The organism is Pseudarthrobacter sp. J47, assembly GCF_049810315.1.
GTDB lineage: Bacteria > Actinomycetota > Actinomycetes > Actinomycetales > Micrococcaceae > Arthrobacter.
This window is the reverse complement of sequence record NZ_CP187358.1, coordinates 2,738,927-2,764,469: the sequence shown is the minus strand read 5'-3', so window position 1 is coordinate 2,764,469 and position 25,543 is coordinate 2,738,927. Positions and strand designations below refer to the sequence as shown.

17 protein-coding genes are annotated in these 25,543 nt (G+C 63.6%); 12 read left to right on the top strand and 5 right to left on the bottom strand.

The features are described 5' to 3' along the window. Positions 1–13 precede the first annotated feature (13 nt). The 6 genes from mtrB to secA all read left to right on the top strand — a co-directional run bounded on the left by mtrB (position 14) and on the right by secA (position 9,498). Positions 14–1,768: an MtrAB system histidine kinase MtrB gene (mtrB, locus tag ACPJW8_RS12640; RefSeq protein ID WP_425256344.1), complete on the top strand. Its 1,755-nt coding sequence runs from the start codon at positions 14–16 to the stop codon at positions 1,766–1,768. A 65-nt stretch (positions 1,769–1,833) separates the two neighbouring features. After that, positions 1,834–3,510, top strand: a complete 1,677-nt coding sequence (locus tag ACPJW8_RS12635) for an LpqB family beta-propeller domain-containing protein (protein ID WP_425256479.1) — start codon at positions 1,834–1,836, stop codon at positions 3,508–3,510. A 109-nt stretch (positions 3,511–3,619) separates the two neighbouring features. Next, positions 3,620–4,537: a ComF family protein gene (locus ACPJW8_RS12630; RefSeq protein ID WP_330187649.1), complete on the top strand. Its 918-nt coding sequence runs from the start codon at positions 3,620–3,622 to the stop codon at positions 4,535–4,537. Between the two features lie 141 nt (positions 4,538–4,678). Further along, the gene (hpf, locus tag ACPJW8_RS12625) at positions 4,679–5,407 is read left to right on the top strand and encodes a ribosome hibernation-promoting factor, HPF/YfiA family (RefSeq protein ID WP_330187650.1); all 729 of its coding nucleotides are present in this window, start codon (positions 4,679–4,681) and stop codon (positions 5,405–5,407) included. Between the two features lie 34 nt (positions 5,408–5,441). Then, positions 5,442–6,701, top strand: a complete 1,260-nt coding sequence (locus ACPJW8_RS12620) for a winged helix-turn-helix domain-containing protein (protein WP_330187651.1) — start codon at positions 5,442–5,444, stop codon at positions 6,699–6,701. Positions 6,702–6,759: 58 nt separating this feature from the next. Continuing rightward, positions 6,760–9,498, top strand: a complete 2,739-nt coding sequence (gene secA, locus ACPJW8_RS12615) for a preprotein translocase subunit SecA (RefSeq protein ID WP_330187652.1) — start codon at positions 6,760–6,762, stop codon at positions 9,496–9,498. Between the two features lie 3 nt (positions 9,499–9,501). Here secA and ACPJW8_RS12610 read toward each other — a convergent pair whose 3' ends face one another. Together ACPJW8_RS12610 and ACPJW8_RS12605 are read right to left on the bottom strand one after the other, a co-directional pair. Further along, positions 9,502–9,933: an Rv3235 family protein gene (locus ACPJW8_RS12610; protein WP_330187653.1), complete on the bottom strand. Its 432-nt coding sequence runs from the start codon at positions 9,931–9,933 to the stop codon at positions 9,502–9,504. Positions 9,934–10,005: 72 nt separating this feature from the next. After that, on the bottom strand, positions 10,006–10,797 hold the full coding sequence (locus ACPJW8_RS12605; RefSeq protein WP_330187654.1) for a hypothetical protein: 792 nt from the start codon (positions 10,795–10,797) through the stop codon (positions 10,006–10,008). A 176-nt stretch (positions 10,798–10,973) separates the two neighbouring features. Here ACPJW8_RS12605 and ACPJW8_RS12600 point away from each other — a divergent pair, with 176 nt between their 5' ends. Beyond that, positions 10,974–11,540, top strand: coding sequence for a hypothetical protein (locus ACPJW8_RS12600; RefSeq protein ID WP_330187655.1), 567 nt, complete (start codon positions 10,974–10,976; stop codon positions 11,538–11,540). Here ACPJW8_RS12600 and ACPJW8_RS12595 read toward each other — a convergent pair whose 3' ends face one another. Beyond that, positions 11,541–11,756, bottom strand: coding sequence for a helix-turn-helix domain-containing protein (locus ACPJW8_RS12595; protein WP_230117004.1), 216 nt, complete (start codon positions 11,754–11,756; stop codon positions 11,541–11,543). Between the two features lie 154 nt (positions 11,757–11,910). Here ACPJW8_RS12595 and ACPJW8_RS12590 point away from each other — a divergent pair, with 154 nt between their 5' ends. The 4 genes from ACPJW8_RS12590 to ACPJW8_RS12575 are packed head-to-tail and all read left to right on the top strand — an operon-like array spanning position 11,911 to position 20,269. Then, positions 11,911–12,552, top strand: a complete 642-nt coding sequence (locus ACPJW8_RS12590) for a hypothetical protein (protein ID WP_330187656.1) — start codon at positions 11,911–11,913, stop codon at positions 12,550–12,552. Then, the gene (locus ACPJW8_RS12585) at positions 12,549–13,859 is read left to right on the top strand and encodes an AAA family ATPase (protein ID WP_330187657.1); all 1,311 of its coding nucleotides are present in this window, start codon (positions 12,549–12,551) and stop codon (positions 13,857–13,859) included. Before ACPJW8_RS12590 ends, ACPJW8_RS12585 begins: the two co-directional genes overlap by 4 nt. Before the next feature lie 58 nt (positions 13,860–13,917). Then, positions 13,918–18,771, top strand: coding sequence for an NAD-glutamate dehydrogenase (locus tag ACPJW8_RS12580; RefSeq protein WP_330187658.1), 4,854 nt, complete (start codon positions 13,918–13,920; stop codon positions 18,769–18,771). Between the two features lie 28 nt (positions 18,772–18,799). Then, complete coding sequence (locus ACPJW8_RS12575; RefSeq protein ID WP_330187659.1) at positions 18,800–20,269, top strand: PAS domain-containing sensor histidine kinase; 1,470 nt, start codon at positions 18,800–18,802, stop codon at positions 20,267–20,269. Between the two features lie 111 nt (positions 20,270–20,380). Here ACPJW8_RS12575 and ACPJW8_RS12570 read toward each other — a convergent pair whose 3' ends face one another. After that, positions 20,381–20,629: a WhiB family transcriptional regulator gene (locus tag ACPJW8_RS12570; protein WP_003804966.1), complete on the bottom strand. Its 249-nt coding sequence runs from the start codon at positions 20,627–20,629 to the stop codon at positions 20,381–20,383. A gap of 232 nt (positions 20,630–20,861) precedes the next feature. Here ACPJW8_RS12570 and ACPJW8_RS12565 point away from each other — a divergent pair, with 232 nt between their 5' ends. Continuing rightward, a complete protein-coding gene (locus ACPJW8_RS12565; protein ID WP_425256343.1) occupies positions 20,862–21,386 on the top strand; it encodes a hypothetical protein in 525 nt (174 codons plus the stop codon). A gap of 80 nt (positions 21,387–21,466) precedes the next feature. Here the strand turns inward: ACPJW8_RS12565 and ACPJW8_RS12560 are convergent, their stop codons facing one another. After that, complete coding sequence (locus ACPJW8_RS12560) at positions 21,467–25,516, bottom strand: FtsK/SpoIIIE domain-containing protein (RefSeq protein ID WP_330187660.1); 4,050 nt, start codon at positions 25,514–25,516, stop codon at positions 21,467–21,469. Between the last annotated feature and the right edge of the window lie 27 nt (positions 25,517–25,543).

Genomic DNA, 25,543 nt, shown 5'->3' with positions numbered 1-25,543 from the left:
GCCTGGGGAAAGCGTGCCGGCGGCGCGCCCGCTGCTTTCCCGCCTGGACCGCGCCCGGCTATGGCGCCGCCGTGCGCTGATCGTCGCCGTCAGGGTGTTGCGGCTGCTGCGGGTCGCCGTGGGGCGGATCTTTCCAGGGCTGCGGTATGTAGCCATGTCGCTGCGCCGCAGGTGGCGCAGGTCCCTCCAGTTCCGTACGGTGCTGACCACGTTGCTGCTCTCCATTGCCTCGTTCGCCGTGGTGGGCGCCTACCTGTCCAACCAGATCGCGAACAATCTGTTCCAGGAACGGCTGGCCCAGGCCGAATCGGAGACCCGCTACAACGTCCAGCAGGTGCAGGACACGTTCGACGGCGCGCAGGTCACCGACCAGTCCAGTGTCATTACGCTTGTTTATGACACCCTGAGCGCCGTTGAGGGCCGCGGCTCGGTGATCCAGCGGCGGTACGTCTTCGAAGCGAAGCCGGAGCAAACCCGCCCGCGCAACCGCTGGGTTGAATCCAGGGCGTCGGACCAGCTCACCATCAGCGTTATCCCGCCGGAGCTCCGCAAAGCGGTCCAGCAATCTGGCCCGGACCAGTACTGGGCCTCCACTGAAATTCCGGTCGGCGTCGAAGACCGCCCGGCCATAGCCGTTGGCAACCTGGTCACCTTCAACGGCACGGTGTATGAGCTTTACCTGATTTACGACGTCAACACCGCCCAGCAGACCCTTGATGAGATCCAGGGCGTACTGTGGACCGGCTTTGCCGGCCTGGTGTTGATTATTGGTGGAATCGCCTGGTACGTAACACGGAACGTCGTCAGCCCGGTGAGCCATGCCGCCGTCGTGTCCGAAAAGCTTGCTGCCGGGCAGCTGCAGGAACGCATGGTGGTCCGCGGCGAGGATGAAGTCGCGCGGCTCGGTGCATCGTTCAACCACATGGCTGCCAGCCTGCAGGAGCAGATCACCCAGCTCGCTACGTTGTCCCAGATGCAGCAGCGGTTCGTCTCGGACGTCTCCCACGAACTCCGCACGCCGTTGACCACCGTGCGCATGGCCGCGGAAGTGCTCTACGATGCCCGCCACGACTTCGATCCCATCAATAAGCGGTCCGCCGAGCTCCTGTACAACCAGGTTGAACGTTTCCAGTCCCTGCTGGCGGACCTCCTGGAAATTTCAAGGTTCGACGCCGGTGTGGCCACCCTGGATGCCGAACCGGTGGACATCCTGCAGGTGGTGGGGAATGTGGTGGAGGACGCAGCTCCGGTGGCCGCCGAGTACGGGTCCACGATCGTCCTGAACACGGCTGCCAGCGAAATCATCGTGGAAGCAGACGACCGCCGGATCGAACGGATCGTGCGGAACCTGGTACTCAATGCGGTGGAGCACGGAGAAGGCAAACCCGTCACGGTGACTGTTGCGGCGAATGAGGCAGCGGTGGCCATCGCTGTCCGGGACCAGGGGATCGGCATGGAACCGGCCGAGGCCGCGCGTGTGTTCGACAGGTTCTGGCGTGCAGATCCGGCCCGTGCCAGGACCACCGGCGGCAGTGGACTGGGCCTGTCCATCGCCATGGAGGACACCAAGCTCCACAACGGCTGGCTGCAGGCATGGGGGAAGAAGGGTGCCGGGGCCAACTTCCGGCTGACGTTGCCGTTGAAGAGCGGTGGAACCATTGACCGCTCGCCCCTGCAGCTGGAAGCTGACGACGCCGTCCTGCCGCCGGCGGATGGCCAGCGCGCCGTCGTGGATGTCTACGTCAGCAGTGTTGAGGAGCAACCATGAGCGCCGTCAGGATGCCTAACCGGTCAGCGCAGGCGCCCGGCAAGACGCTTCTTGCGCTCCTGGTGATGTTGGTGCTGACTGCGCTGGTGGCGTCCGGCTGTGCCCGGATTCCCACGTCAGGACCGGTAGGCAAGAGCACCGATGTGGGCGCCGGCAATGCCAATGCGCCGGCGTTCTTCCCGGACGCGCCCCAACCCGGCGCCGCGCCCGAATCCATTATCGAAGGCTTCTATACCGCCGGCAGCGGCTTCGTCGACGACTACGCAGTGGCCCGTGAATACCTCACCCAGTCCAAATCCGTCAGTTGGAAACCGGATGCCCGGGCCTTGGTGTACCGCGGCGCCCAGGTTGTGCCGACCGACGTCGAGAATGTCTTCAATTACGTTCTGGACATCGCCTACTCCGTAGACGCCAACGGCATCGCCACGTTCGCTCCCGAGGGCACCAAGGAAAACATTCCGGTGACCCTCACCCAGGTCGAGGGCGAGTGGAGGATTTCGGAGGTTCCCGATGGCACAGCCATTTCCGAATCCACATTCAAGAGCATCTACGGCGCCTATCCGATCTATTTCTACGACCCCACCTACACCTACGCCATCCCGGACATGCGCTGGTTCATCAGGAACAAGACCGTCAAGGCCATGACCAGCGCACTCCTGGCAGGTCCGGCCCCGTACCTGCAGGGCGCCGCGGTCAGCGCTTTTCCGGCCGGCATGAGGCTTGCCCGGGAATCCGTTCCTGTCGTGTCCGGCGCTGCCCAGGTAGATCTCAGTGCCCGGGAACTGACGGAATCCTCTACGCAGGACCGCCTCCGGATGCAGACCCAGCTGGTGTTGACGTTCCGCACGCAGCCCGACGTGGTCAGCGTTGAACTGCGGGCAGACCATGACCTCGTCCGGGTCGAGGACGATGGCACTGTGTTGCCGCCCATCATCAACCAGGAAGTTCCGCCGCGCCAGATCGCCGTTGTGGGCAATGAACTTGTCCGCTTCGAAAACAACCAGGTCAGGCCCCTGCCGGAGATGCGTTCCGCGGCCGAGTTCAAGCCGGCTTTCCCGGCGGAATCCGCCGTTTCCCAGTCGGTGGCGTTCCTCAATGAGAGCCGGACGACGCTCTACACGATGGTGCCCGGCCAGCCCGCCCGCGCAGTCACGACCCGCAGTACTTTGACCAGGCCGTCCTTCGGGCCCAACGACTGGGTATGGTCAGCCGGGCCAAATGCCACAGGTGCTGCAGAGATTGTGGCTTACAAACCAACGGGAACGGCCGAAGGGGCGGACCTCCCGTCGGTGACCATTGCGCCCGCGTGGCTCGCCGGCCGGACCGTCAAGGACGTACGCATCTCCCGCGAGGGAGTCCGGGCACTGGTGATCTCCGAACAGAACGGCCAGACCAGGGTGCAGGTAGCCGGCATTATCAGGACCCCTGACGGTACGCCCCGCGAGCTCACGGTACCGGTCACTCTTGACCCTGCCTCCACCGCGGACCAGGGAGTGTGGGTGGATGACAGCACGGTGGCCGTGATGAAGCCGTCGCCGTCAGCCAACGTCACGCCGGAACTGCTTTCGCTGACCCTGACGGAACAGCAGCCCTTGGCGCCCTGGCCCGGGCTGTTGTCATTGAGCGCGGGCAATGGTCTTGACGAGATCTACGTGCAGTCCGCGGAGGGAATCTTCCAACGGCTGGGCAACGGCTGGTCCCCGCAGCTCAGCGGGCCTGTGCATCCCTCCTTCCCCGGATAAAGCCCTTTCCGGGATAAAGCCGCACACGGTTGCGGCGCGTCCGTGCACTTCTCCACATGGGTGGCAAGGGTGCTTGCGCCGTGGGGCGCACCCGGCACAGGATGCTGTGGTGGATGCAGCAACGGACCCCGACCTCGCACCGCGGCCCGCGAGCGGTGCCCTGCACCGGGGCGAGTTCCGTGAGCAGGCCTTCCAGCTCCTGGACGGGACCACTGCCGCCTGGCACGAGCTCTGCGCCCTGGTTTTGCCGGTGGACTGTGTTGCCTGCGGCGCTGAGGACGAGGCACTGTGTGCCGGGTGCAGGCAGCGGGTCAGGAAACTGACGGGAAGTCCCTTCCGGGCGGAAGCGGATGCCGCCGCGCTGGTGGGGTTCGACGGCGCCACGCTTCTGCCCGTGGTGGCCTCGGGCGTGTACCGCGATGAGCTGGCCCAATCCATCCTGGCCTTCAAGAAGCACGGCCAGTACCAGCTGAGGACTGAACTGGCCAATGCCCTGCTCAAGGCCATCAACGCAGGCCTTCCGCCCGTGCCGGCCGGGGCCGCGTCCGTGTGCCTCGTACCTGTTCCAAGCAGCGCGTCGGCATACCGCCGGCGCGGCTTCAGCCCCGTGCAGCTGCTGCTGTCCGGACTGCGGTGGAGGCTGGGCTCCATCCCCGTCAAGGATGTCCTTCGTGTCAGGGGCCGGGGCAGGGCAGTTGCCGGGCACAGCGGACAAAAAGGCCTGGGGCGGGGGGATCGGGCCAGCAGGGTGAAAGGGTCCATGCGGGTGGGAAAATTCCACCGCAACACCATTGCCGGACGCCACTGTCTCCTGGTGGATGACGTCCTCACCACGGGGGCGACGCTTGCTGAAGCGGCACGCGCGCTGCACGCCGCCGGAGGGATTGTGCGGGGTGCCGTTGTGCTGGCATCAGCCCGGCCCCCGCAGTCGGCGTCCGAAGATCTTCAACGTTTCAATGCCCCGGATTTATCCCGTTCGGTTGCCTGGCACGACTTAGAAAAAAATAAACCAGGAAAAGGTGAATAAGGCGTGTACATGAACTAACGTCGAAGGTGGGTACAAGAAGAAGATGTACCTGTCGATGGCGGCTCGGAAGGGGCTTGACTGTCACCAGACCGGCCCCTGGAAGTGCCGTTGTCGTGTCACCGAAGGCATTTGGAGGGCACCATGGAGTTTCTGATCAGCGGACGCAACCTGACGGTCTCGGATCGCTTCCGCGAATACGCCGGCGAGAAGATTTCGAAGATTGAATCGCTCGGCGATAAGGTCCAGCGGGTGGACGCAAAGGTTTCCAAGGAAACGAACGGACGCCAGGCCGGAGACCAGCTCACGGTGGAAGTCACCGTCCTGGGCCGGGGACCGGTGATTCGCGCCGAAGCGAGTGCGCCGGACAAGTTTGCCGCGTTTGACCTTGCCTACAACAAGCTCCTCGAACGCCTGCGCAGGGTGAAGGACAGGAAGAAGGTCCACCATGGGCGTCATACGCCCAAGGCAGTGCGTGAGGCCACCGCAACGCTTGAGCCCGCGAGCTCCAGCGAACCGATCTATGTTGAAGCCAGCCACCGCAATGAGCAGGTGGCCGTGCAACAGGCAGAGAGGACGCCGTACGACGTCGACAATGACATCCCTGCCGGTGATTCCCCCGTCCTGATCCGCCGCAAGGTGTTTCCCGCAGCGTCAATGACCCTCGATGACGCAGTGGACAATATGGAACTCGTGGGTCACGATTTCTACCTCTTTGTGGACAGGGCCACCAACACGCCCTCGGTGGTCTACCGCAGGAAGGGCTGGACGTACGGTGTGATTACGCTCGACCACGAATGCGAGCCCGGAGATACGGCCGTCGAGGAAAAAATCCTCGCCTACCGCTCCGACGACGAAGCGGCCAATGCCTAGGCATTGACCTTGCGATTTACCCGAAAGGAGCCACGTGGCGTCATCGCTGAGCCTCCTGCAGGCACGGCGGATCGCACTGGCAGCACAGGGACTGGATAAGGAACGGCCCACCGGCCCGATTACTCCCCGGACGGTGGGCCGGACCTTTGCCCGGATTCAGCTGGTCCAGATCGATTCGGTCAACGTGGTTTCACGCAGCCACTACCTGCCGTTCTTCTCCCGGCTTGGCAATTACGATCGCGGAATCCTGGAGCGGATGGCCGGAACGCATCCCCGGCGAATGATGGAGTACTGGGCACACGAGGCTTCTTTCATCCGTCCGGAACACTTCGGGGACCTGCTGTTGTGGCAGCGCCGGAAGTGGGCGGGCGCTGCCGGCATGGATCCGGAAGTCAGGGCCGGCATCGAAGCCAGGATCATCGCTGTGCTTGATTCGGGGCCGCCCCTGACAGCCGCGCAGCTAACGGCCGCCATCGGCCACCTGGAGGAACGCCAAAATGATCACTGGGGCTGGAACTGGAATGCAGTGAAGCGCGTCCTGGAACACCTGTTCCAGGAGGGCACCGTTTCCGCGGCGTCGCGGACCACGCAGTTTGAGCGCAGGTATACCTTGACGTCGCGGGTCCTACCGGCCAAGGGCACGGACGGCGTTATGACAGGAGGCAATGACGCGGAGGGCTCCATGGTCCGCCTGATCGACGCAGCCGCGCAGGCCCACGGAATTGGAACGGTGCGGTGCTTTGCCGATTACTTCCGAACGCCGGTCAAGGCTGCAGAGGTTGCCGTTCGCCAACTGGTGGAGCAGGGCAGGCTGGAAGCCGTGACTGTTGACGGCTGGAACAGGCAGGTCTTCCGGCACGCGGAAGCCCGGCTGCCGCGTAAGGTGACAGGCCGTGCACTGCTGAGCCCTTTTGACTCCCTCGTTTTTGAGCGGCGCCGCCTGGAGGAACTCTTCGGCTTCCACTATCGGATCGAGATCTACACTCCCCAGGAGAAGCGGCGGTTCGGGTACTACGTCCTGCCGTTCCTGCTCAGGGACGCCATTGTGGCCCGGGTGGACCTGAAAGCGGACCGTGCCGGGAGCCGGTTGCTGGTCCGTGCAGCATATGCCGAGCCTGCAGCGCCGGCTGATACCGCCGTCGAGCTTGCTGCAGAACTGCAGTTGCTCGCTACCTGGCTCGAACTCGACGACGTGGTGGTTGAGCCTTCCGGAGACCTTTCGACGGCCCTTTCGGCTGTATTGGAAGCGCGTTCTGCCCCTATGCTCTCAGGGAACAGCGTCGGAGCCCCGTAGTCTCTCCCGTAGACTAAAAACGCCAGAATTCGGCAGCAGCAGACTGGGAGCACTTCACGTGGCATCACTTATCGAAAAACTTCTCCGCACGGGCGATAAGAAGACCTTGCGCCAACTGCGCAATTATGCCGATTCGATCAATGCCCTGGAAGACTCCTTCCAGACCTTTACGGACGCCGAACTGCGTGAAGAAACGGACCGGCTCCGGGCCCGCCACCAGGATGGCGAGTCGCTGGATGACCTGTTGCCGGAGGCCTTTGCCGCCGTTCGGGAAGCATCGTCAAGGACCCTTGGCATGCGGCACTTCGATGTCCAGCTGATGGGTGGTGCCGCACTGCACCTGGGCAACATTGCCGAGATGAAGACCGGTGAAGGTAAAACCCTGGTGGCCACGGCGCCCGCGTACCTGAATGCACTGTCCGGCAAGGGCGTCCACGTCATCACCGTCAACGACTACCTCGCGGAGTACCAGTCCGACCTCATGGGCCGCGTCTACCGGTTCCTCGGCCTCACCAGCGGCTGCATCCTGTCCAACCAGGATCCGGCGCACCGCCGTGAACAGTACAACGCGGACATCACGTACGGCACCAACAACGAATTCGGCTTCGACTACCTGCGTGACAACATGGCGTGGGACAAAGCTGAGCTGGTCCAGCGTGGCCACAACTTCGCCATCGTTGATGAAGTTGACTCCATCCTGATCGACGAGGCCCGCACACCGCTGATCATTTCCGGTCCGGCCCAGGGCGACACCAACCGCTGGTACAGCGAGTTCGCCAAGGTAGTGACGCGCCTGAAGGCTGATGAAGACTACGAGGTGGACGAGAAAAAGCGCACCGTCGGGGTACTCGAAGCCGGCATTGAGAAGGTTGAGGACTACCTCGGCATCCAGAACCTCTATGAATCCGCCAACACCCCGCTGATCGGCTTCCTCAACAATGCCATCAAGGCCAAGGAACTCTTCAAGCGGGACAAGGACTACGTCATCCTCGACGGCGAGGTACTGATCGTTGACGAGCACACAGGCCGCATCCTGGCCGGCCGCCGTTACAACGAGGGCATGCACCAGGCCATCGAAGCCAAAGAAGGCGTGCAGATCAAGGCCGAAAACCAGACGCTGGCCACTGTGACCCTGCAGAACTACTTCCGCATGTACGCCAAGCTCTCCGGCATGACGGGCACCGCCGAGACTGAAGCGGCCGAATTCATGAGCACCTACAAGCTGGGCGTCGTGGCCATCCCCACCAACCGCGATATGCAGCGGATCGACCAGCCGGACCTCGTGTTCAAGAACGAGGTCGTCAAGTTCGATGCCGTGGTCAAGGACATCGCTGAGCGCCATGCGAAGGGCCAGCCTGTCCTGGTGGGCACCACCAGCGTCGAGAAGAGTGAGTACCTCTCCAAGCTGCTGGCCAAGGAAGGTGTCCGCCACGAGGTCCTCAACGCCAAGAACCATGCGCGTGAAGCCGCCATCGTTGCCCAGGCCGGCCGGAAAGGTGCCGTAACGGTTGCCACCAACATGGCAGGGCGCGGAACGGACATCATGCTGGGCGGCAATGCGGAGTTCACAGCCATCGCCGAGCTCGCCAGGCAGGGCCTGGATCCTGAAGAGAACTCCGAAGAGTATGAGGCCGCGTGGCCGGGAGCACTCGCGGCGGCCCAGCAGTCCGTGAAGGACGAGCACGAAGAAGTGCTGAACCTGGGCGGGCTGTACGTGCTGGGTACCGAGCGCCACGAATCCCGGCGCATCGATAACCAGCTACGCGGCCGTTCCGGGCGCCAGGGCGATCCCGGCGAATCCCGCTTCTACCTGTCGTTGACCGATGACCTTATGCGCCTCTTCAACTCGGGAGCAGCCGAACGGCTGATGAACAGCTCGGTCCCGGACGACGTCGCACTGGAGTCCAAGCTTGTTTCCCGCGCCATCGCCTCGGCCCAGGGGCAGGTGGAGGGACGCAACGCGGAGCAGCGCAAGAACGTCCTGAAGTACGACGACGTCCTGAACCGCCAGCGCGAAGCCATCTACGGCGACCGGCGCCGCATCCTTGAAGGCGACGACCTCCACGAGAAGGTCCAGTTCTTCCTTGAGGACACCGTCAACGCACTGATCGACGCCGCAACCGCCGAGGGCAACGGAGATGACTGGGACTTCGAGCAGTTGTGGACCAACCTCAAGACGCTCTACCCCGTCAGCGTGACCGCGGAGGAGATCATTGAGGAAGCCGGCGGAAAGTCGAAGCTGACCGTGCAGTTCCTGCGCGAAGAGCTGCTCTCGGACGCCAAGCTGGTTTACCAGTCCCGCGAAGAAGCCATCGGATCAGCCGGCATGCGTGAACTTGAGCGCCGGGTTGTGCTGTCCGTGATCGGCCGGAAGTGGCAGGAGCACCTCTATGAGATGGACTACCTGAAGGAAGGCATTGGCCTGCGCGCCATGGCACAGCGCGATCCGCTCGTGGAATACCAGCGCGAGGGCTACGTGATGTTCCAGAGCATGATGGAAGCCATCCGTGAAGAAAGTGTGGGCTTCCTGTTCAACCTCGAGGTCGAAGTAACTCCTGCGCAGGACGTGGAAGTTGCGGACGAGGCCGGAACACACACAGAGCACGTGGAGCCGCAGATCCGCGCCGCCGGCCTTGCAGCTCCTGAACGTCCGGCCCAGCTGCAGTACACCGCTCCTTCGGAAGACGGCGGAACGCAGGTCCGGGTCGAAAGCAAGGGAACGGGCAGGTCGGGCAATCCCGCCAAAGCGGCTGCACAGGATGCCGCCAAGCGTCCGGCCAAGAAGAAGCGCAAGTAGTCTTCAGCCAATCACAAGCTCGGTGACGCGCCATACCTGGCGGCTGCGTTCCAGCCGGACAGCAACAGCCCTGACCCGCGTTTCATCCACGACGACGGCGCTTCCTTCGTAGATGCCGTCGGCAACATCGCAGATCCGCACCGACCGGACGGCCGAGTTGCGGTGCAGCCGGGCGATTCCGGGTGCTGCTGTCCGTGCGGCTTCGCGCTTGATGAGGGCGAGGCGGTGTTGCAGGGACGTCAGGCATTTGTGGTCCAGCCTCCGCGCCAGCTGATGGAGGGGCCGCGTTCCGGCCAAGACCTCGATCGCTGCCTGGACTGTGCTGTGCACTATGGCCTGGACAACTGAGGCATCGTCGACGGGCCGCAGTGGGGGAGCCGTCCGGACCTCTGTCCGCAGGGCTGTTGCTGATCGAATAGGCGTAACAGTGGTCATTGGATTTCCCCTGGTTCGTTGTTATTGGATGTTGGTTTTGGATGCTGTAGCTGCTTTGGGCGGCGGCCGTGTTCACGCGGAAGACGGCGCCTGCAGGATCTGCCCCGGCAGCAGGACATCGGGGTTGTCTCCGATGGCTGCCTTGTTGGCCTCATACCAGCGGGGCCAATCCAGGGCGACGTCCAGGTCTGAGGCATGCGGGCCCAATGCCCGCGCGGCGATGGTCCAGAGACTGTCTCCAGCCAGGACTGTCACCTGGCCAGCGGCCGGTGTCCCCGCTGGAATCGCCCGGAGTGGCGGTGCAGCCAGCATGCCCGGATCGCTGGGCGGGGCTGCGGGCTTCCACTGTGGCTGGACCGGCTGCCCGGTGTCCTGGGGAGCCTGCGTGGCTGACCACTCCGGCGAGGTGATTGGTCCTGCGCCGGCCCCACTGCCTGCAGTAGCCGCCCATTCCACGGAAATACCGACTCCATCAGAAGCCGCCGCGGGTGCGGCGTTGGCGGCCACTGGTCCGGCAAGCAGCTGAATCCCCAGTACAGCCAGGGCGAGCCGGCGCATAAAGGCCGGGCTTGCCTTTCCCACGGCTGTTCCGGCGTTGTCGTGGCCGGCCTTGTGAAGTCCTGCGCAGGCGAACGCTGCCAGCAAGGACATGCACCACCAGGCAACGATCAGGGTCCCTACTCCAGCAGAGAGTCCACCCAGGACATCTTCGAGCTGCAGCGACTGCCTGCGGGCCGAAGATTCCCGCCATCGTTCCAGCATGGCCAGGCCGTTTGCGGCCAAAAAGACGCCCAATGCCAGGATGACCGCTGCCATTGCCGCGTCAGCCGCCCTGCCTGGAGTGGCTTCCTGATCCGTTCCCATGCTGCTGTCCTCCGTGGCTTCCACCGGATGAACTGCGATTCTTACCGCGTTGATGCAGTTTGATGCAGTTTGATGGTGTTCAATGTAAACAAGGACAGCTTGCATCACATAGTGTCTGTTTGTCCAGACGGTGGTTAAAGTTTGACCGTCCCGGAACTGGCCCCTACGCTGGCGCAATGCGATGGGATGCACTTTTCGAGGACCTAGAGGGACAGATGTGGGCCGAGGAAAGGCTGAGCCTGGAAGCTGAGATCTCAGAGCGTGCACGTGTGGAGAGTGCCGCCCTCGTGCTGTCGGACCGCCTGCGGGGATCCTTGGGACAGCACGTTACGGCTGGCCTGGTTACGGGGGCACTCGTGGAAGGGACGTTGGCCCACGCGGGGGCGGAGGCATTGGTGCTCAATGAAGGCCGGCACCAGGTTCTGGTGCCATACGCTGCGGTCACGCGTTATGGCGGCCTGGGACGGCTGGCCCACGTCGAGCGATCCACCGTCCGGAAGGCACTCGGGATGGCGAGCTCACTCCGGGCCATGGCAAGGGACCGGTCGGAACTGGCGGTCAGCCTCCTTGGCCAGGAGGCAACGCCGGCGGTTTATGGGGTGATGGACCGGGTGGGCAGGGACTACTTCGACCTTGCAGTGGTTCCGCGGGGTGAAGCGCGCCGGCGCGACAATGTCTCAGGTTTGTGGACTGTGCCGTTCACGGCACTCGTAGCCATCAGGTCACAGCGGGACCTGGCATGATCAGACCGACTTTGACTTGGCTTCCTCGATCATCCGGCTCGCTTCGGCGTACCGTTCCTCGATGTACTGCTCAAGCATTTTTTCCTCAACGCGCCACTGGCCGCGGCCGCCGACCTGGATGGCCTTCAGTTCCCCGCTGCGGACCAGGGCGTAGGCCGCGGGTGAATTGATCTGCAGCTGTTCTGCAACGTCAGCGAGTGTAAGGAATCGGGGCATGCCTCCATTTTGCCATCTATGACGCGCCCATGAAGCAGTTATCCACAGTTTGCGCTCCAGGAGCGATATGACTTTTTAGTTCAAGGCCGATGCCGTAACAATGATGGTGACCGGCAACGCCATCCGGTGCCGGAGCCAACCAGGGGGAACCAGAATGAGTCTTGCAGCATCGCCAGGCGCAGGGCGGCTGAAAAAGCCTTCATGGAAGGACCCGCGCCTCCTGGTGGGTTTCCTGTTGGTCCTTGCATCCATAGGTGGCGTGGTGGCGCTCGTGGGCAGTGCCGATCGCACCACTGAGGTTTATACGGCCAAGGATTCCATCGACGTCGGCGAGCCCATCAGTGAAGATAACGTCAACAGGGTGAAGGTCCGCTTGGGGGACGTTGAGGGTCTCTATATCCCCGTGGAATCGGGCCTGCCGGAGAACGTTGTCGCGCTGCAAAGGGTGGGCAAGGACCAGTTGGTTCCCCGCGGCAGTCTCGGTCAGGCGGATGCCTTGGACCGGAAACCCGTGTCACTGACCGTCCAGGAAGCCCTGCCGCAACAGGCCGTCGCAGGCACCAGGGTAGACGTTTGGGTCTCGCTGCCGGATTCCGGGAACGGCTTCAGTGAGCCCAGGCTGCTGCTGCCCGGCGCCGAAATCGCCCGGGTAACACCGGGCTCCACTGCGCTGGGAGCATCAAGGTCCACGGAGTTGATGGTGTTGGTTTCGGATGCCCAAATGCCGGCGTTGCTCGGAGCCCAGGCCAACAACGCCAAGATTGCCGTGGTCTGGAACCCGGGCGGCGGAAAATGAGCATCCCCGTAGTGACAGTGGGCCAGTCCCGTGAAGATCTGGTCGGGGGCCTGGAGCGTCTGCACGGGCCGGTCACGGTGGTCCGCCGCTGCGCGGAACTGGCTGAGTTGATGGCGGCCTGCCAGAGCGGCATCGCCCGGGCAGCGGTTGTCGCAGAAGGAAGCGAGGAGCTGACTGCCTCCCTTGTGGACCGCCTTGGTGCAGTAGGCGTCGCCATTATTGCCCTGACGGACAACGCGGAAGAAGCATCACGACTTCGCGGGCTGGGAGTGGCGTCCGCGCTGTCCGGCGTTGAGCCCTCGGTCCTGGCCGGCAAGATCTCCGAAGCCGTGGCGCGCCACACTCAGCACCGTGGCCGAGGGTATGACGGCGTGAGCGGATTGTCTGATCCTGCGGCCGCAGCCGTAGTGGTTCCGGGAGCCGCGGACCCGGCCGAAGCCCGGGAAGGATCGGGAAGCATCATTGCTGTTTGGGGCCCGGCCGGCGCCCCCGGTCGCACCTTGGTGGCCGCGAACATTGCGGGGGAGCTGGCAGCAGACGGCAAGAGCGTCATCCTGGTTGACGCGGACACCTACGGCGCCAGCATTGCCGCGCTCCTGGGGCTGCTGGATGAGTCAGCGGGCTTTGCCCAGGCCTGTCGGTTGGCGGACCAGGGCGTCCTGGACACGGAAACCATGGACAGGATTGCCGTACCGGTGGCCACCCGGTCCGGGACGTTCCGGGTCCTTACCGGCGTCACGCGGGCGGACCGCTGGACGGAGCTGCGGCCGGCAGCCCTGGGGATTGTGCTGGAAAGGGCCAAGGAACTGGCAGACGTAGTAGTGGTGGATGTCGGGTTCTGCCTGGAAAGCGATGAAGAGCTGAGTTTCGACACCATGGCGCCGCGCAGGAACGGCGCCACGCTGCGTTGCCTCGAACTGGCTGACACGATCTATGCCGTGGGTTCGGCGGATCCCGTGGGCGTCCCGCGGCTGGTCAGGGGATTGGCTGAACTTGAACAGGCGGTGCCGGGTGCCTCGCCACGCGTCATTTTCAACAAGGTCCGGTCCGGCGCCGTCGGCCGCGACCCGGAGCGGCAGTTGCGCGATGCCTGGGAACGGTACGGGCCGGCGTCGGCCATTGGCGCGTATCTCCCGTGGGACCCCTCGGCCGCTGACTCTGCGTTGTTGGGTGGCTCCCTCCTGCTCGAAGCCACCCCCGACGCTCCACTCCGGCATTCGATCGCCCAGCTGGTTTGTGCACCTAAACAGCAAAGTCGCAGATCCTCTGTACCACTATCCACAGCGAGGCGGCGGGCAAAGGAATAGGCTCGGCTCAAGAGCTGCAAAGGGGCAGCACCAAAAGAGCTTTTGGAGGCGTTTGTCGATGTCGTCTGGATCCAACGTTGCGGATCACCCGGTCTTGGACAGTTCCGAAGGGGGCTTCCTGGCGGACTATTACCAGCACCTGCCGGCTGAAGATGCCACCGACTACCCACCGGGCCTCCTGGAAGAGCGGGCAAATGTGCACCGCCGGCTGGCCGATGTCAGGATGCCGGGACAGGCCATCGTTTCGATCGTGGACGAAGACGAACGAAGCGTTGTCTATGTGGCCACCGACGACATGCCGTTCCTTGTGGATTCGGTTAACGCTGAACTGGTCCGTCAGGGGCTGGCCATCCACCTGGTGATCCATCCACTGTTCGTAGTGCGCCGGAACCGCGAGACAGGCAAGCTGGTCGGCACTGACCGGGTGCCTGCCCATTTGGGCATCTCCAGCGGTGACACGGCCACCATGCCGAACCTTTCCCACCTCATCGCCAGGGGTGACAACGCCTCGCACATGGAGTCCTGGATCGCTGTCGAAATCGACAGACCGGCTGACCAGCGCCGCGGGGAACTCGTCCAGGGCCTGGAGAAGGTCCTCTCAGACGTCAGGGCCGCCGTCGAAGACTGGCCCTTGATGCGGTCCAAGGCCCGCGAAATCGCGGAGAGCCTGGAAAACGTCGCCCACCCGGAACACATCAGGGAAATCCGCCAGGCCGAAGAGTTGCTGCGCTGGCTGGATGATGGGAACTTTACCTTCCTCGGCTACCGCGAATATGACCTGGTGACGGTCGACGGCGAGGATGTCCTCGAGCTCCGCGAGGCAAGCGGGCTGGGGCTGCTGCGCTCACGCAGCGAAACCCCGCACATCCAGCACCTCACCGACACCGGACGCCGCAAGGCACGCGAAAAGCGGGCGCTGGTCATCACCAAGGCAAACTCACGTTCCACGGTGCACAGGTCTGCCTACCTGGACTACATCGGCATCAAGAGCTTCGACGCCAGTGGCAACGTCAACGGCGAACGCCGCTTCATCGGGCTCTTTGCAACAAGTGCCTACGCCGGTTCGGTCAGGGAAATCCCGATCGTCCGCGAAAAGGTCAAAGCCGTGCTGGACAGTTCGGGATTCCCGCCGGACTCACATTCGGGCAAGGATCTCCTGGGGATCCTCGAAACATACCCCAGGGATGAACTGTTCCAGATGGACGTTTCCGAGTTGGCAGAAACTGCCGCCGGGATCCAGCGGCTGCAGGAGCGGCGCCGGACCCGGTTGTTCCTGCGGCCGGACATCTACGGCCGATTTATGTCGGCACTGGTGTACCTGCCGCGAGACCGCTACACCACCAACGTCCGTCTCCGGATCGAGGACGAGCTGCGGGCAACGTTCCAGGCGGAATCCATCGACTATGAGGCCAGGATGACGGAGTCGGCACTGGCCCGCTTGTTCTTCCGGATCCGGCTTCCCAAGGATGCCGACGTTGCCGACGTCAACGTCGAGGAGCTGGAGAAGCGCCTTGTGAGGGCTGCCCGTTCATGGAGCGAAGGCATTGCCGAGGTACTCCGCGGCCGCCGTGGCGATGACCGGGGCAAGGAACTGGCAGCCCTGTGGGCAGAAGCGTTTCCCGCAGGCTACCGCGTCGACTACGAAGTAGAGGACGCGCTCGAGGACATCGAACGTTTCGAGCGGTACGGCGCGCGGGCGGAAGCGGAGGGCGGGCCGGTCACCGAGAAGCCAGGCGTCCACGTCTACCAGCCGGCCGGCGTCGGTGAGTCGCTGGAGGAGGACGCCAGGGTCAAGCTCTACATGCTGGAGCCCCGCAGCCTCAGCAGGATCCTGCCCTTCTTCCACCACCTCGGACTGGAGGTACTGGATGAGCGGCCCTTCGAGATCGAGACCGCGGACCACCGCGACTTTTTCCTCTACGACCTTGGCCTGAAATACCCGGCGGGTGTGGATCCCATGGAAACCGGTCAGCTGCTGGCCGATTTCTTCGCCGCGGCAGTAACCGGTGAACTGGAATCGGACAGCTTCGACAGGCTGGTGCTGCGCGAAGGAATGTCCTGGCGGGGAATTACTGTGTTGCGGGCCTACGCCAAGTACATGCGCCAAATGGGAAACACCAACTCGTTCGAATTCATGGCTGACACGCTGCTGGCCAACCCCAAGGTGACCCAGGGGCTCAGCGCCCTGTTCGCTGCCCGCTTCGACCCCGAATGCGGCGAGGCAGAACGGGGAGCCCGGCAGGAGGCTGTCCGTTCTGAGTTGAACGAAGCCATCGAGGAAGTCGCCACGCTCGACGCGGACCGGGTACTGCGGACGTTCCTGAACCTGATCGAGTCGACGCTGCGTACCAATTTCTACCAGGACAAGGGTTACCTGAGCTTCAAACTTGATCCGGAAAAGATCGAAGGCCTGCCGTTCCCGCGGCCCATGTTCGAGATCTGGGTATATTCACCGCGCGTCGAGGGCGTGCACCTGCGCTTCGGCAAGGTGGCGCGTGGCGGCCTGCGCTGGTCCGACCGCCGCGAGGACTTCCGGACGGAAATCCTTGGCCTGGTGAAGGCCCAAACCGTGAAGAACGCAGTGATCGTACCCACCGGGGCGAAGGGCGGGTTCTTTGCCAAGCGGCTGCCCGATCCGGCCGTGGATCGCGCCGCATGGATGGCCGAAGGCGTCGAGAGCTACAAGACCTTCATCAGGGGCCTCCTTGACCTCACCGACAACCTGGTTACAGGGACAGACGGCGAACAGCTTGTGCCGCCGTCGTCGGTTGTACGGCATGACGGCGACGACTCCTACCTGGTGGTTGCAGCCGACAAGGGAACCGCGACGTTCTCGGACATCGCGAACGGACTCGCTGCCGAGTACGGTTTCTGGCTGGGTGACGCCTTCGCCTCTGGCGGCTCCGTGGGTTACGACCACAAAGCCATGGGAATTACCGCACGCGGAGCCTGGGAATCCGTAAAGCGCCACTTCAGCGAGCTGGATCTGGACACACAGTCCGAACCGTTCACGGTGGTGGGCGTGGGGGACATGTCCGGCGACGTCTTCGGTAACGGCATGCTGCTCTCCGAACACATCAGGCTGCTGGCAGCCTTCGATCACCGGCACATATTCCTTGATCCCAATCCTGACGAGGCTGCCTCTTTCGCCGAGCGGCGCAGGCTGTTTGACCTGCCCCGGTCATCCTGGGACGACTATGACAAATCCCTGATCAGCGAAGGCGGCGGGGTGTACCCGCGGCAGGCCAAGTCCATCCCGATCAGCGAACCGGTCCGTACGGCACTGGGCCTTCCGGAAGGAACAGTGCAGCTGAGCCCGCCGGAACTCTTGCGGGCCATCCTGCTGGCGCCCGCTGACCTTCTCTACAACGGCGGCATTGGCACTTACGTCAAGGCAAGCACGGAGACCAACGCCTCGGTGGGGGACAAGGCGAATGATGCCATCCGTGTCGACGGCAAGGACCTGCGCGTGAAGGTCGTTGGCGAAGGCGGAAACCTCGGCATGACCCAGCTCGGCCGCATCGAGGCGGCGCTGCAGGGCGTCATCCTTAACACCGACGCCATCGACAACTCAGCAGGCGTGGACTGCTCAGACCACGAGGTCAACATCAAGATCTTCGTTGACCGGATGGTGGCCGGCGGCAAGCTTTCCAGCGGGGAACGGGCCGGGTTCCTGTCGTCCATGACGGATGAAGTGGGCCGGCTGGTGCTCCAGGACAATGTTGACCAGAACATCCTGCTGCTCAATGACCGCATGCGGGTGGCGGAGTGGAGTCCCAGCTATGAACGCCTGATGGATTGGCTGGAAACCCGTGCGGACCTCAAACGCGACCTGGAGGCGCTGCCCACCACGGCCACCCTCCGGGCACGGCTGGAACAGGGGCAGGGCCTGACGTCGCCGGAGCTTTCCGTACTGGCCGCCTACGCCAAAATCGAGCTGGCCACGGCGCTGCGGGACAGCAAATTGGCGGACGATCCGTGGTTCCGTGGGACCTTGCGAAAGTACTTCCCACGCCAGCTGCAGGAACGGTTCGACGCCGAACTGGACTCCCACCCGTTGCGCCGGGAAATCATCGCGACGGTGGTTGCCAACGACATGATCAACATGGGCGGCATCACGTTTGTCTTCCGGGCCATGGAGGAAACATCCGCAACCGAAGTGGCGGTTGCCAAAGCCTTTGTTGCCCTGCGTGAAATCTTCGAACTCGATTCCATGACGGAACAGCTCAACAGCCTTCCGGCGTCCTTCCCCACGGAACACTGGAGCACCGTACATCTGGACATCAGGCGGCTGCTGGACCGCGCCGTCCGTTGGCTCATCTCGGAGGGCGGCACCTCCAAGCCGGTTTCCGGGATCGTTGACGAGTTCAAGCCGGTAACCGATCCACTGCGCTCCAAATTGCTGGACTACCTTCAAGGCGATGACCGGGACAGGGTGTTGTCCTGGCTGGAAACCGGCAGGGACTGGAACCTCCCGGCGGAGCTGGCACAACGTTGGGCTGAACTGTTCGAGAGCTTCGTGCTGCTGGACATCGCAAAGATCGCGCACACACGCAGTGAGCCGCTGGGTGAGATCACGTCGGTGTATTTCACGGTGTTCAACAGGTTCCACGCAGACGCCCTGCTGGAGCGGATCAGCTCGCTGCCCCGGAGGGACCGTTGGGAAGCGCTGGCACGCGCGGCCCTGCGGGACGATCTCTACTCAACCGTTACGGATATGACGACGGCGGTGTTGGACTCCACCGATTCCGAAACCGACGCGGCATCCCGGCTGAAATCGTGGGAGCTCCTCAACGCCGAACAACTGGGCCGGGCGAAGACCATGTTTGACGAGGTCAACGCGCTTGAATCAGATGATATGGCGTCACTGTCGGTAGCATTGAGGCTCTTGAGGTCAATCGTCCGGCGGTAGCACACGCGACCGTCGCTTTGGAGGTGCAGTGGCAATCTTTACGGACCCCATCAGGGAGCACGCCGATTTCGGCCCCGGGGACGCAGAATGGCTGCACCTCCTGGTGGGGGACTGGCAGATGGTGGCAGACCTGGCGTTCGCCGACCTGGCACTGTGGTTTCCCCATCCGGAACTGGGCTACATCGCCCTGGCCCATGTGCGGCCTTCGACCACGCACACTGCTTTCCACGGCGACTTCGTGGGTGAAGGGATCCGCTCGGACCTTAAGCCCCTGGTGGATAAGGCCTGGGAAAGCAAGTCCATTGAACGGTCCAGCGAAACCAACTGGAGCAGCGAGATGGCCTTGCGTGTTGAGGCCGTGCCGATGGTACGCAATGGCAGGACCCTGGCGGTAGTCACTACTCATATGGACCTGTCCAGCTCGCGCATGCCCTCACGCCTTGAACTGACCTACCGTCAATGTGCCCACGATCTGCTTCGGATGGGCACATTGGGGCTGTGGCCGGATTTTGCATCACCTACGGGCTCGCGCCGCGGTGCACCGCGTGTGGGTGACGGGCTGATCCGTCTCGATGCCGACGGGATTGTCCAGTACGCCAGCCCTAACGGCGTGTCTGCATTCCGCAGGCTCGGTGACGGTGAATCACTGGAAGGACGTTCCCTGGCGGAGGTCACGGCCGGCCTGCTTAAGGATCGTCGTATGGTCGACGAAACGCTGCCCTTGGTGGTGACGGGCCGAATGCCATGGCGCAGCGAAATCGAGTCAAAGGGCGTGAGCCTGTCGCTGCGTGCCATTCCGCTTCGGGACGAACAGCAGCGGTTCGGCGCACTGGTGCTGTGTCGTGACGTCTCCGAGCTCCGCCGTCGTGAGATGGAACTCGTGACAAAGGACGCCACTATCCGGGAGATCCACCACCGGGTCAAGAACAACCTGCAGACAGTTGCTGCGCTGCTGCGCATGCAGTCCCGGCGGATGGTCAGCGATGAGGCCAAGCAGGGCCTCGAGCAGGCCATGCGGCGAGTGGCCACTATAGCCCTCGTCCACGAAACACTGTCGCAGGGTCTGACGCAGAGCGTGGACTTCGACGAGCTGATCGGGCGCCAGTTCCGCCTGTCGGCAGAGGTCGCATCGCCGTCCCAGCAGGTCAGGACTGAACGGTCCGGGTTGTTCGGTGAGCTACCCAGTGATTTTGCCACCCCGCTCGCGCTGGTGATCAACGAACTGGTGACCAACGCCGTCGAACACGGACTTGAAGGACGCGCAGGAACCGTCTGGCTTCTCGCTGACCGGTTTGAGGACGAGGACGGTGAGGAGATGCTGACAGTAACGGTGGCAGATGACGGCGTGGGGCTGCCGGATACTCCGCACAGCGAGGGCCTGGGACTGCAGATCGTGCGGACTTTGGTGACCAGTGAACTTGGCGGATCCATTCAGTGGCGCCCGCGCGACGGCGGCGGGACGGCTGTGGAGATCACGCTGAGCCTTGAACCGAGGTAGTACTGCCGTTTGAGCTGTTGCAGCTATTGTCCGGCTGCCCGGCTGGCGGACAGATAAGGGCCCGGCGCGATTCAGATCACGCCGGGCCCTTTCCCTAAATCTACGAAAGCGTCAGGAAGCCCTGCGGGCACGTGCAGCGCGGCGCTTAAGGGCACGACGCTCGTCCTCGCTCATGCCGCCCCAGACACCGGCATCCTGGCCGGACTCAAGAGCCCACTGCAGGCAGGTGTCCACAACAGGGCAGCGACGGCAGACGCTCTTGGCTTCTTCGATCTGCAGGAGTGCCGGTCCGGTGTTTCCTACAGGAAAGAAAAGTTCGGGATCCTTGTCAAGGCACGCCGCGCGGTTACGCCAATCCATCTGATCAGTTGCTCCATTTCTGGGAAGTGCTGTTTGTGAAATTATTCACTAACAGCAACAAAGGATAAGGGGCCCAGCCGGGCCCCTTGGGTCATCTGAATTAAGCGTTTCATGTTAACGCTGTGTAAACAAGGGGTAATCCTGCCAGAATGCCAAATCCGTGGTGAGCGATGCGTCACATGTGACGCGCGCTGCATCGCCGCAATCTGACTATGTCCGGTAGTGTGCCAGTGTGTCAAGACCCCCAAAGAGGCCCGATTCCCCCTCAGATTTCCCCTCCGGAACGCCGGAGGAGCCCTCGGCTTTCCCGCCTCCCGGTTCCTCTGGTCCATCACCCTCGGAGACAGCCGCAGACACCGCCGTCCGGCCGCGTACCGCTACCGTCCTGGCCCTGATTGTTGCAGCTGAAGCTGTGACCCTGCTTCTGGCTGCCGGCTGGTACGGTCTGCAGCTCGTCAGCGGAGCGCCGGTTCTTTCATTTTGGGGAGCCGTGTTCACCCTGGTGCTGCTCTTGGCTTTCTCTGCCTGGCTGTTTGCTGTAGGGCATTTCCTTTTCCGCGGGTACCGATGGACGAGGGCGGCCGCCCTGGTGGCCCAGCTTTTTGTGCTCACCATAGGAATCCCGACCATCAGCGCCGGATTGGTCGCAGCTGGACTTGCAATGGTGCTGCCGGCTGGCGTAGCCATCGTTCTGCTCTTTACGCCGCGGGTCATTGCTTTCGCCTCCCGGGTGGGTGGAGCGCAGCCCACGTTGTAGGACCAGCCCACGTTGTAGGGCCGGCCTGCGGGGCAGGAGAAATCTCCATTGCCGCGGTAACGATGTCCGCTGCGGCGTGATCAGGCGGCCGCAGCGCTTACCGGTTCTTCCTGCTCAGGGAGGAAGGGCAGTTGCAACGCCATGGCTGCGCCATCGGTAACCAGGACAGCACGCCCCGGGGGCGGGGCGGCCTCCAGGTCGAAACGTGTAGCGAACATCTCCCCGTCCATCAGGCTGCGCGGCGCGAGCAACAGCCCGGCGCCGCAGTTTCGCGCTGTGCTGGCCACTGGAACGCGGTGCATAAGCGCTGAACCATATGCCGCGGTTACGACGACTGATAACCCGCGGGAATTGATGTCCACCAGCATTTGATTGATGGCGGCCGGCAGTCGATCAGCGTCGTCGACGAGACAGACTGATCCGGGTGCCAGGGCCCCTGCCGCAACAGATGCGTGAATGGCTTCCCAGTAGGCAGCCGGGTCGTCGTCCGGACCCGGGGCGAGCCAGCCCAGCGGCATAGGATTCAGCAGTGGCAGCGATCGGAGCACGCTGCTCCGGCCCGATCCTGGCCTTCCCAGTACAGCCAGCACACTGCCTGCCGCGAACCGTAAGGACACAGGCTTCAAGTCGTCTCCTCCCACGCCGAGGAGCAGGCTTTGACGCCTCAGGACGGAGGCCCGCGGCCGTGTGCCGTCTGCCGTGCGCCGTCCGTCGGGTCCGTTGGCACTCCTGGGGGTTGTTCCAGGAGCGAGGCTGTCGATGAACTCCCAGCCAAGCACAGCGGGCAGCGGATCGACCCGGAACGGCGGGGAAACGGGCTGTATCAAATCGTGCAGTCGGTCCCGAACCGCGGAACCTGACGTATAGAGCTGGCAGACAGCAGGTCCGCCCAGCGCCACAGGGCCGAATGCCACGGCCCTGCCGGGGAGCGGAGCCGTCTTGGGCATCACGGGCCAGGCAAGACGGCTCTCCTCGGTGGAACCGGTGGGGCAATAGATCCGGTTGGGCAGGGCAGCGAAGAACCTTGAGGTGACCAGCTCCCGTTCCCCGGAGACGATCACGCTGATATTCGCATTCGTGCCGTCCCGCACTATGTCCTGGACCAGGTCCTCGGCCCACATCAGGGGTCCGGAACGCATGGCTGACACCCAGGCTCCCCACCCGGCCAGCACCAGGACAACACGAGTGCCACGCTCACCGGCTGGGCGGGAGAGCCGCTCTGTCATCTCCTGGTGGATTCTTTCAATGATCCGGACACCGCGCCTCAGCTCGTGCACCCCTGCAATGGCCCCGATACGACCGGTGGCAGCAAAAGGTTCCAAGGTGCCCAGTCCGTCCAACAGGTACAGATGGGCGTCGGTACGCTGCCGGAGCAGTTGTCCCACTGTAATCACGAGCAGGGCGGACGGGCCGCCGGCTGCGGGGCTCCCAACGACGGCAAGGTGCCCCTGGGTACCGGGCTCCCACGTCATTTCCGCCAGCCGCTGTTCATCGGGCTTGTCGAGGATGCCCAGTGTCACCAGGAAAGTATCGGGATCAGTACTGCCAGCCGGACCGGGCGCGTCCGGATACACCAGTTCCGCCGGAAGGCTCGGGGCAACGGGGCGCCGAGGTGGCGCGCCGTTGTTGTCGGCCCAAAGTTGGGAGAGCATCCTGATCAGGGGTGCGGCGGCTGCTGCCGGGGTAATGTCGGCCGCAGCCGTCAGGAGGTGGGATTCACGGTCGCTGACGGAGGTTGCCTCCTTGGCAGTCAACACCGAAATGCGGCTTCCCTCTTGGCGGGGCCCGGCGGCAAGCGAAGCAGCCTGGAACTCAGAAGGGGGTTCTGTGCCTCGCGCCATGTAAGCCCGGCCGGGCGTTGCCACCCCGATGCAGGCCGCCTCCTTACCGTTGATGACGTCGAGGGACTCCATCTCGGACTGGACCCGGAGGGCGATGCTGGTAGTCACATTGGCCCGGATGTCGGCGGTAATGGCGCCTTGGGGCCGTTGCGTGGCCATGATCAGGTGCAGCCCCAGGGAGCGTCCGATGGTGGCGATCCTCATGAGTTCCGCCAAAGCGTTTGATGCGTCCTCGACGAGCATCCGGAATTCATCGATGACCAGCACGAGTTGCGGTACCGGCTCGGTCCGGGAAAAGGCCGATTGCCTGTACGCGGCAAGGTCCGGTGTGTCTGACGCGGCAAGGAGGCGTTCCCGGCGTCTGATCTCCGAACGCAGCGACGCCAGGAACCTTTCGAGTTCATCGGGGGAGAGATCGGTGAGGAGCCCGACGCAGTGGGGAAGAGCAGCCAGCGGGGCGAGCCCTGATCCGCCCTTGAAGTCTATGAAGAGGAAGTTGACCCTGTCCGGGGGATAGGACAGCGCCAACCCTGCGGTGAAGCTGCGCAGCAGTTCCGACTTACCCGAACCAGTTGTTCCCGCAACGAGTACGTGGGGCCCGTCCGACTCGAGATCCATAAACCGGGTTCCATCGGCGGATACTCCTACGGGCGCCTTCAGGCCTGGTGCGGTCCTGCCCTCAGCCCAGCGCCCGCCAATGGCTAAAGTAGTGGCCGGCAGGAGATCCGGAAGTGAACAGGTTCCGGGAATACCTGGGCGTTGCTCTTCGGCTTCAAGCGCGCAGTTCCTTGCCCGGGTGGCGCGATCGAACACTGCATGGGCCACGAGATCAGGGATCATGTTGAGGCGCCCGCCGTCTTTGCTGAAGACGGAACCATGTTCGCTGAGTTCGATATCAACCGCCGCAGGCTCCGAGCCTGCGGGCAGGAACTGGAACACTTGCCAGGAACAGGACGCCGCGACATCCAGCATGGCCTCCGAATCTGACGGATCGGTCAGCAGCAGAACCCCGTGGCAGGTCTTCGGACTGCTGAGGAGTTGCCGGGTCCGCGCATGATTCGTGGAGAGCTGCATATGGGGCAGGAACCGGGCTGCAAGGGGCAGGCTCTCCGCGCTGCCGTGGAGTACGACCCGGGTGCAGGCTGCCCTGGGGGTGTGGGTGAGTTGCAGAAGCAGGGAGTGAACGAAGGCCTTCCGAAGCGGATGGGGGCCGCGGACGGATACCAGCGGCGCCGCAGGATCCACCGTCAGGGGAAGCAAGGCCGCAGGCAGCGGTGGGTCCGCTGTGCCGGAGGGCCCCAGGGCAATGTTGGCCGGCTGTTCGGCCAGGCCGATGCGCAGCCATGTGCCATGACAGTCGGCCGGATGCCAGGGCCGCTCCATCGCCCCTGTGGTGTCAGCGAACAGGATGTCCGCGACTGAAGGTGCTGCCCGCCGTCGTCTGTCCTTGTCCTGGCGGGACGCCCTTGAAAGGGCATCCCGGAAGTCCTTGCGCTGGCGCCGGCCCGAGAAAACCGGAATCAGGACTGCCACCCCGGACATTGCGGAGAAGGCAAGGAACATCCACATTCCCGTCATCACGGCCAGGCCCACGCCGATGAGCAGTGGAGCCAGTGCGGCGATCAGCAATGCGGATCGATTGGCTTGTGGCTGCGGGGCCGGCACCATAATGGGTTCCGCCACTGACGCACCCGCCTCATCAAGGTGATGTCGCGGCATCGTGGGTGTTCCGGATGAAATGGTCATGAAGGAATCACCACAGCGGACCACGGAGTCGGTGGATATAACGGCCGCCCTCTTGGGTGTTCCGTCGATCAGCGTTCCGTTGGCACTTTCCAGATCTGTGATGGACACGGAAGTATCTGTCACGTTAAGGCGGGCGTGTTCGCGGGACATCTGGGGGTCGGGAACAACAATGTCCCCTGCGTTCCTTCCGATCCCGTAGCTTCCACGCTTGAGGGGAACGACCGTCCCGGCGCCGGCACCGGTATGAATCACCAGGGAGAGCAACGGCTGGTCGGTGGCCTGCCGCCGTCGTACGTTGCCTTCCCGACGGGAGGCGGCCGAAGCTTCGATCAGCACGGCGCCCTGTGGCAGCGTCCCCGCCACTTCACTGATGGCCGCCAGCGGCGCTCCAGCAAACAACAGGCCCGCGGTGCCGAAGCGTTCGGAGATGGCAGCCTCGATGTCCTGCCCCGAGGCGTTCTTTGGAAGGTCCAGGGACAGCTCAAGCGGGATGCGGTCGCCGTCAGCCTGGGGGCCCCGGACGAGGGTGCAGTGCAGCAGCATGATGATCCGCTCGTTGAAGATTCAGAT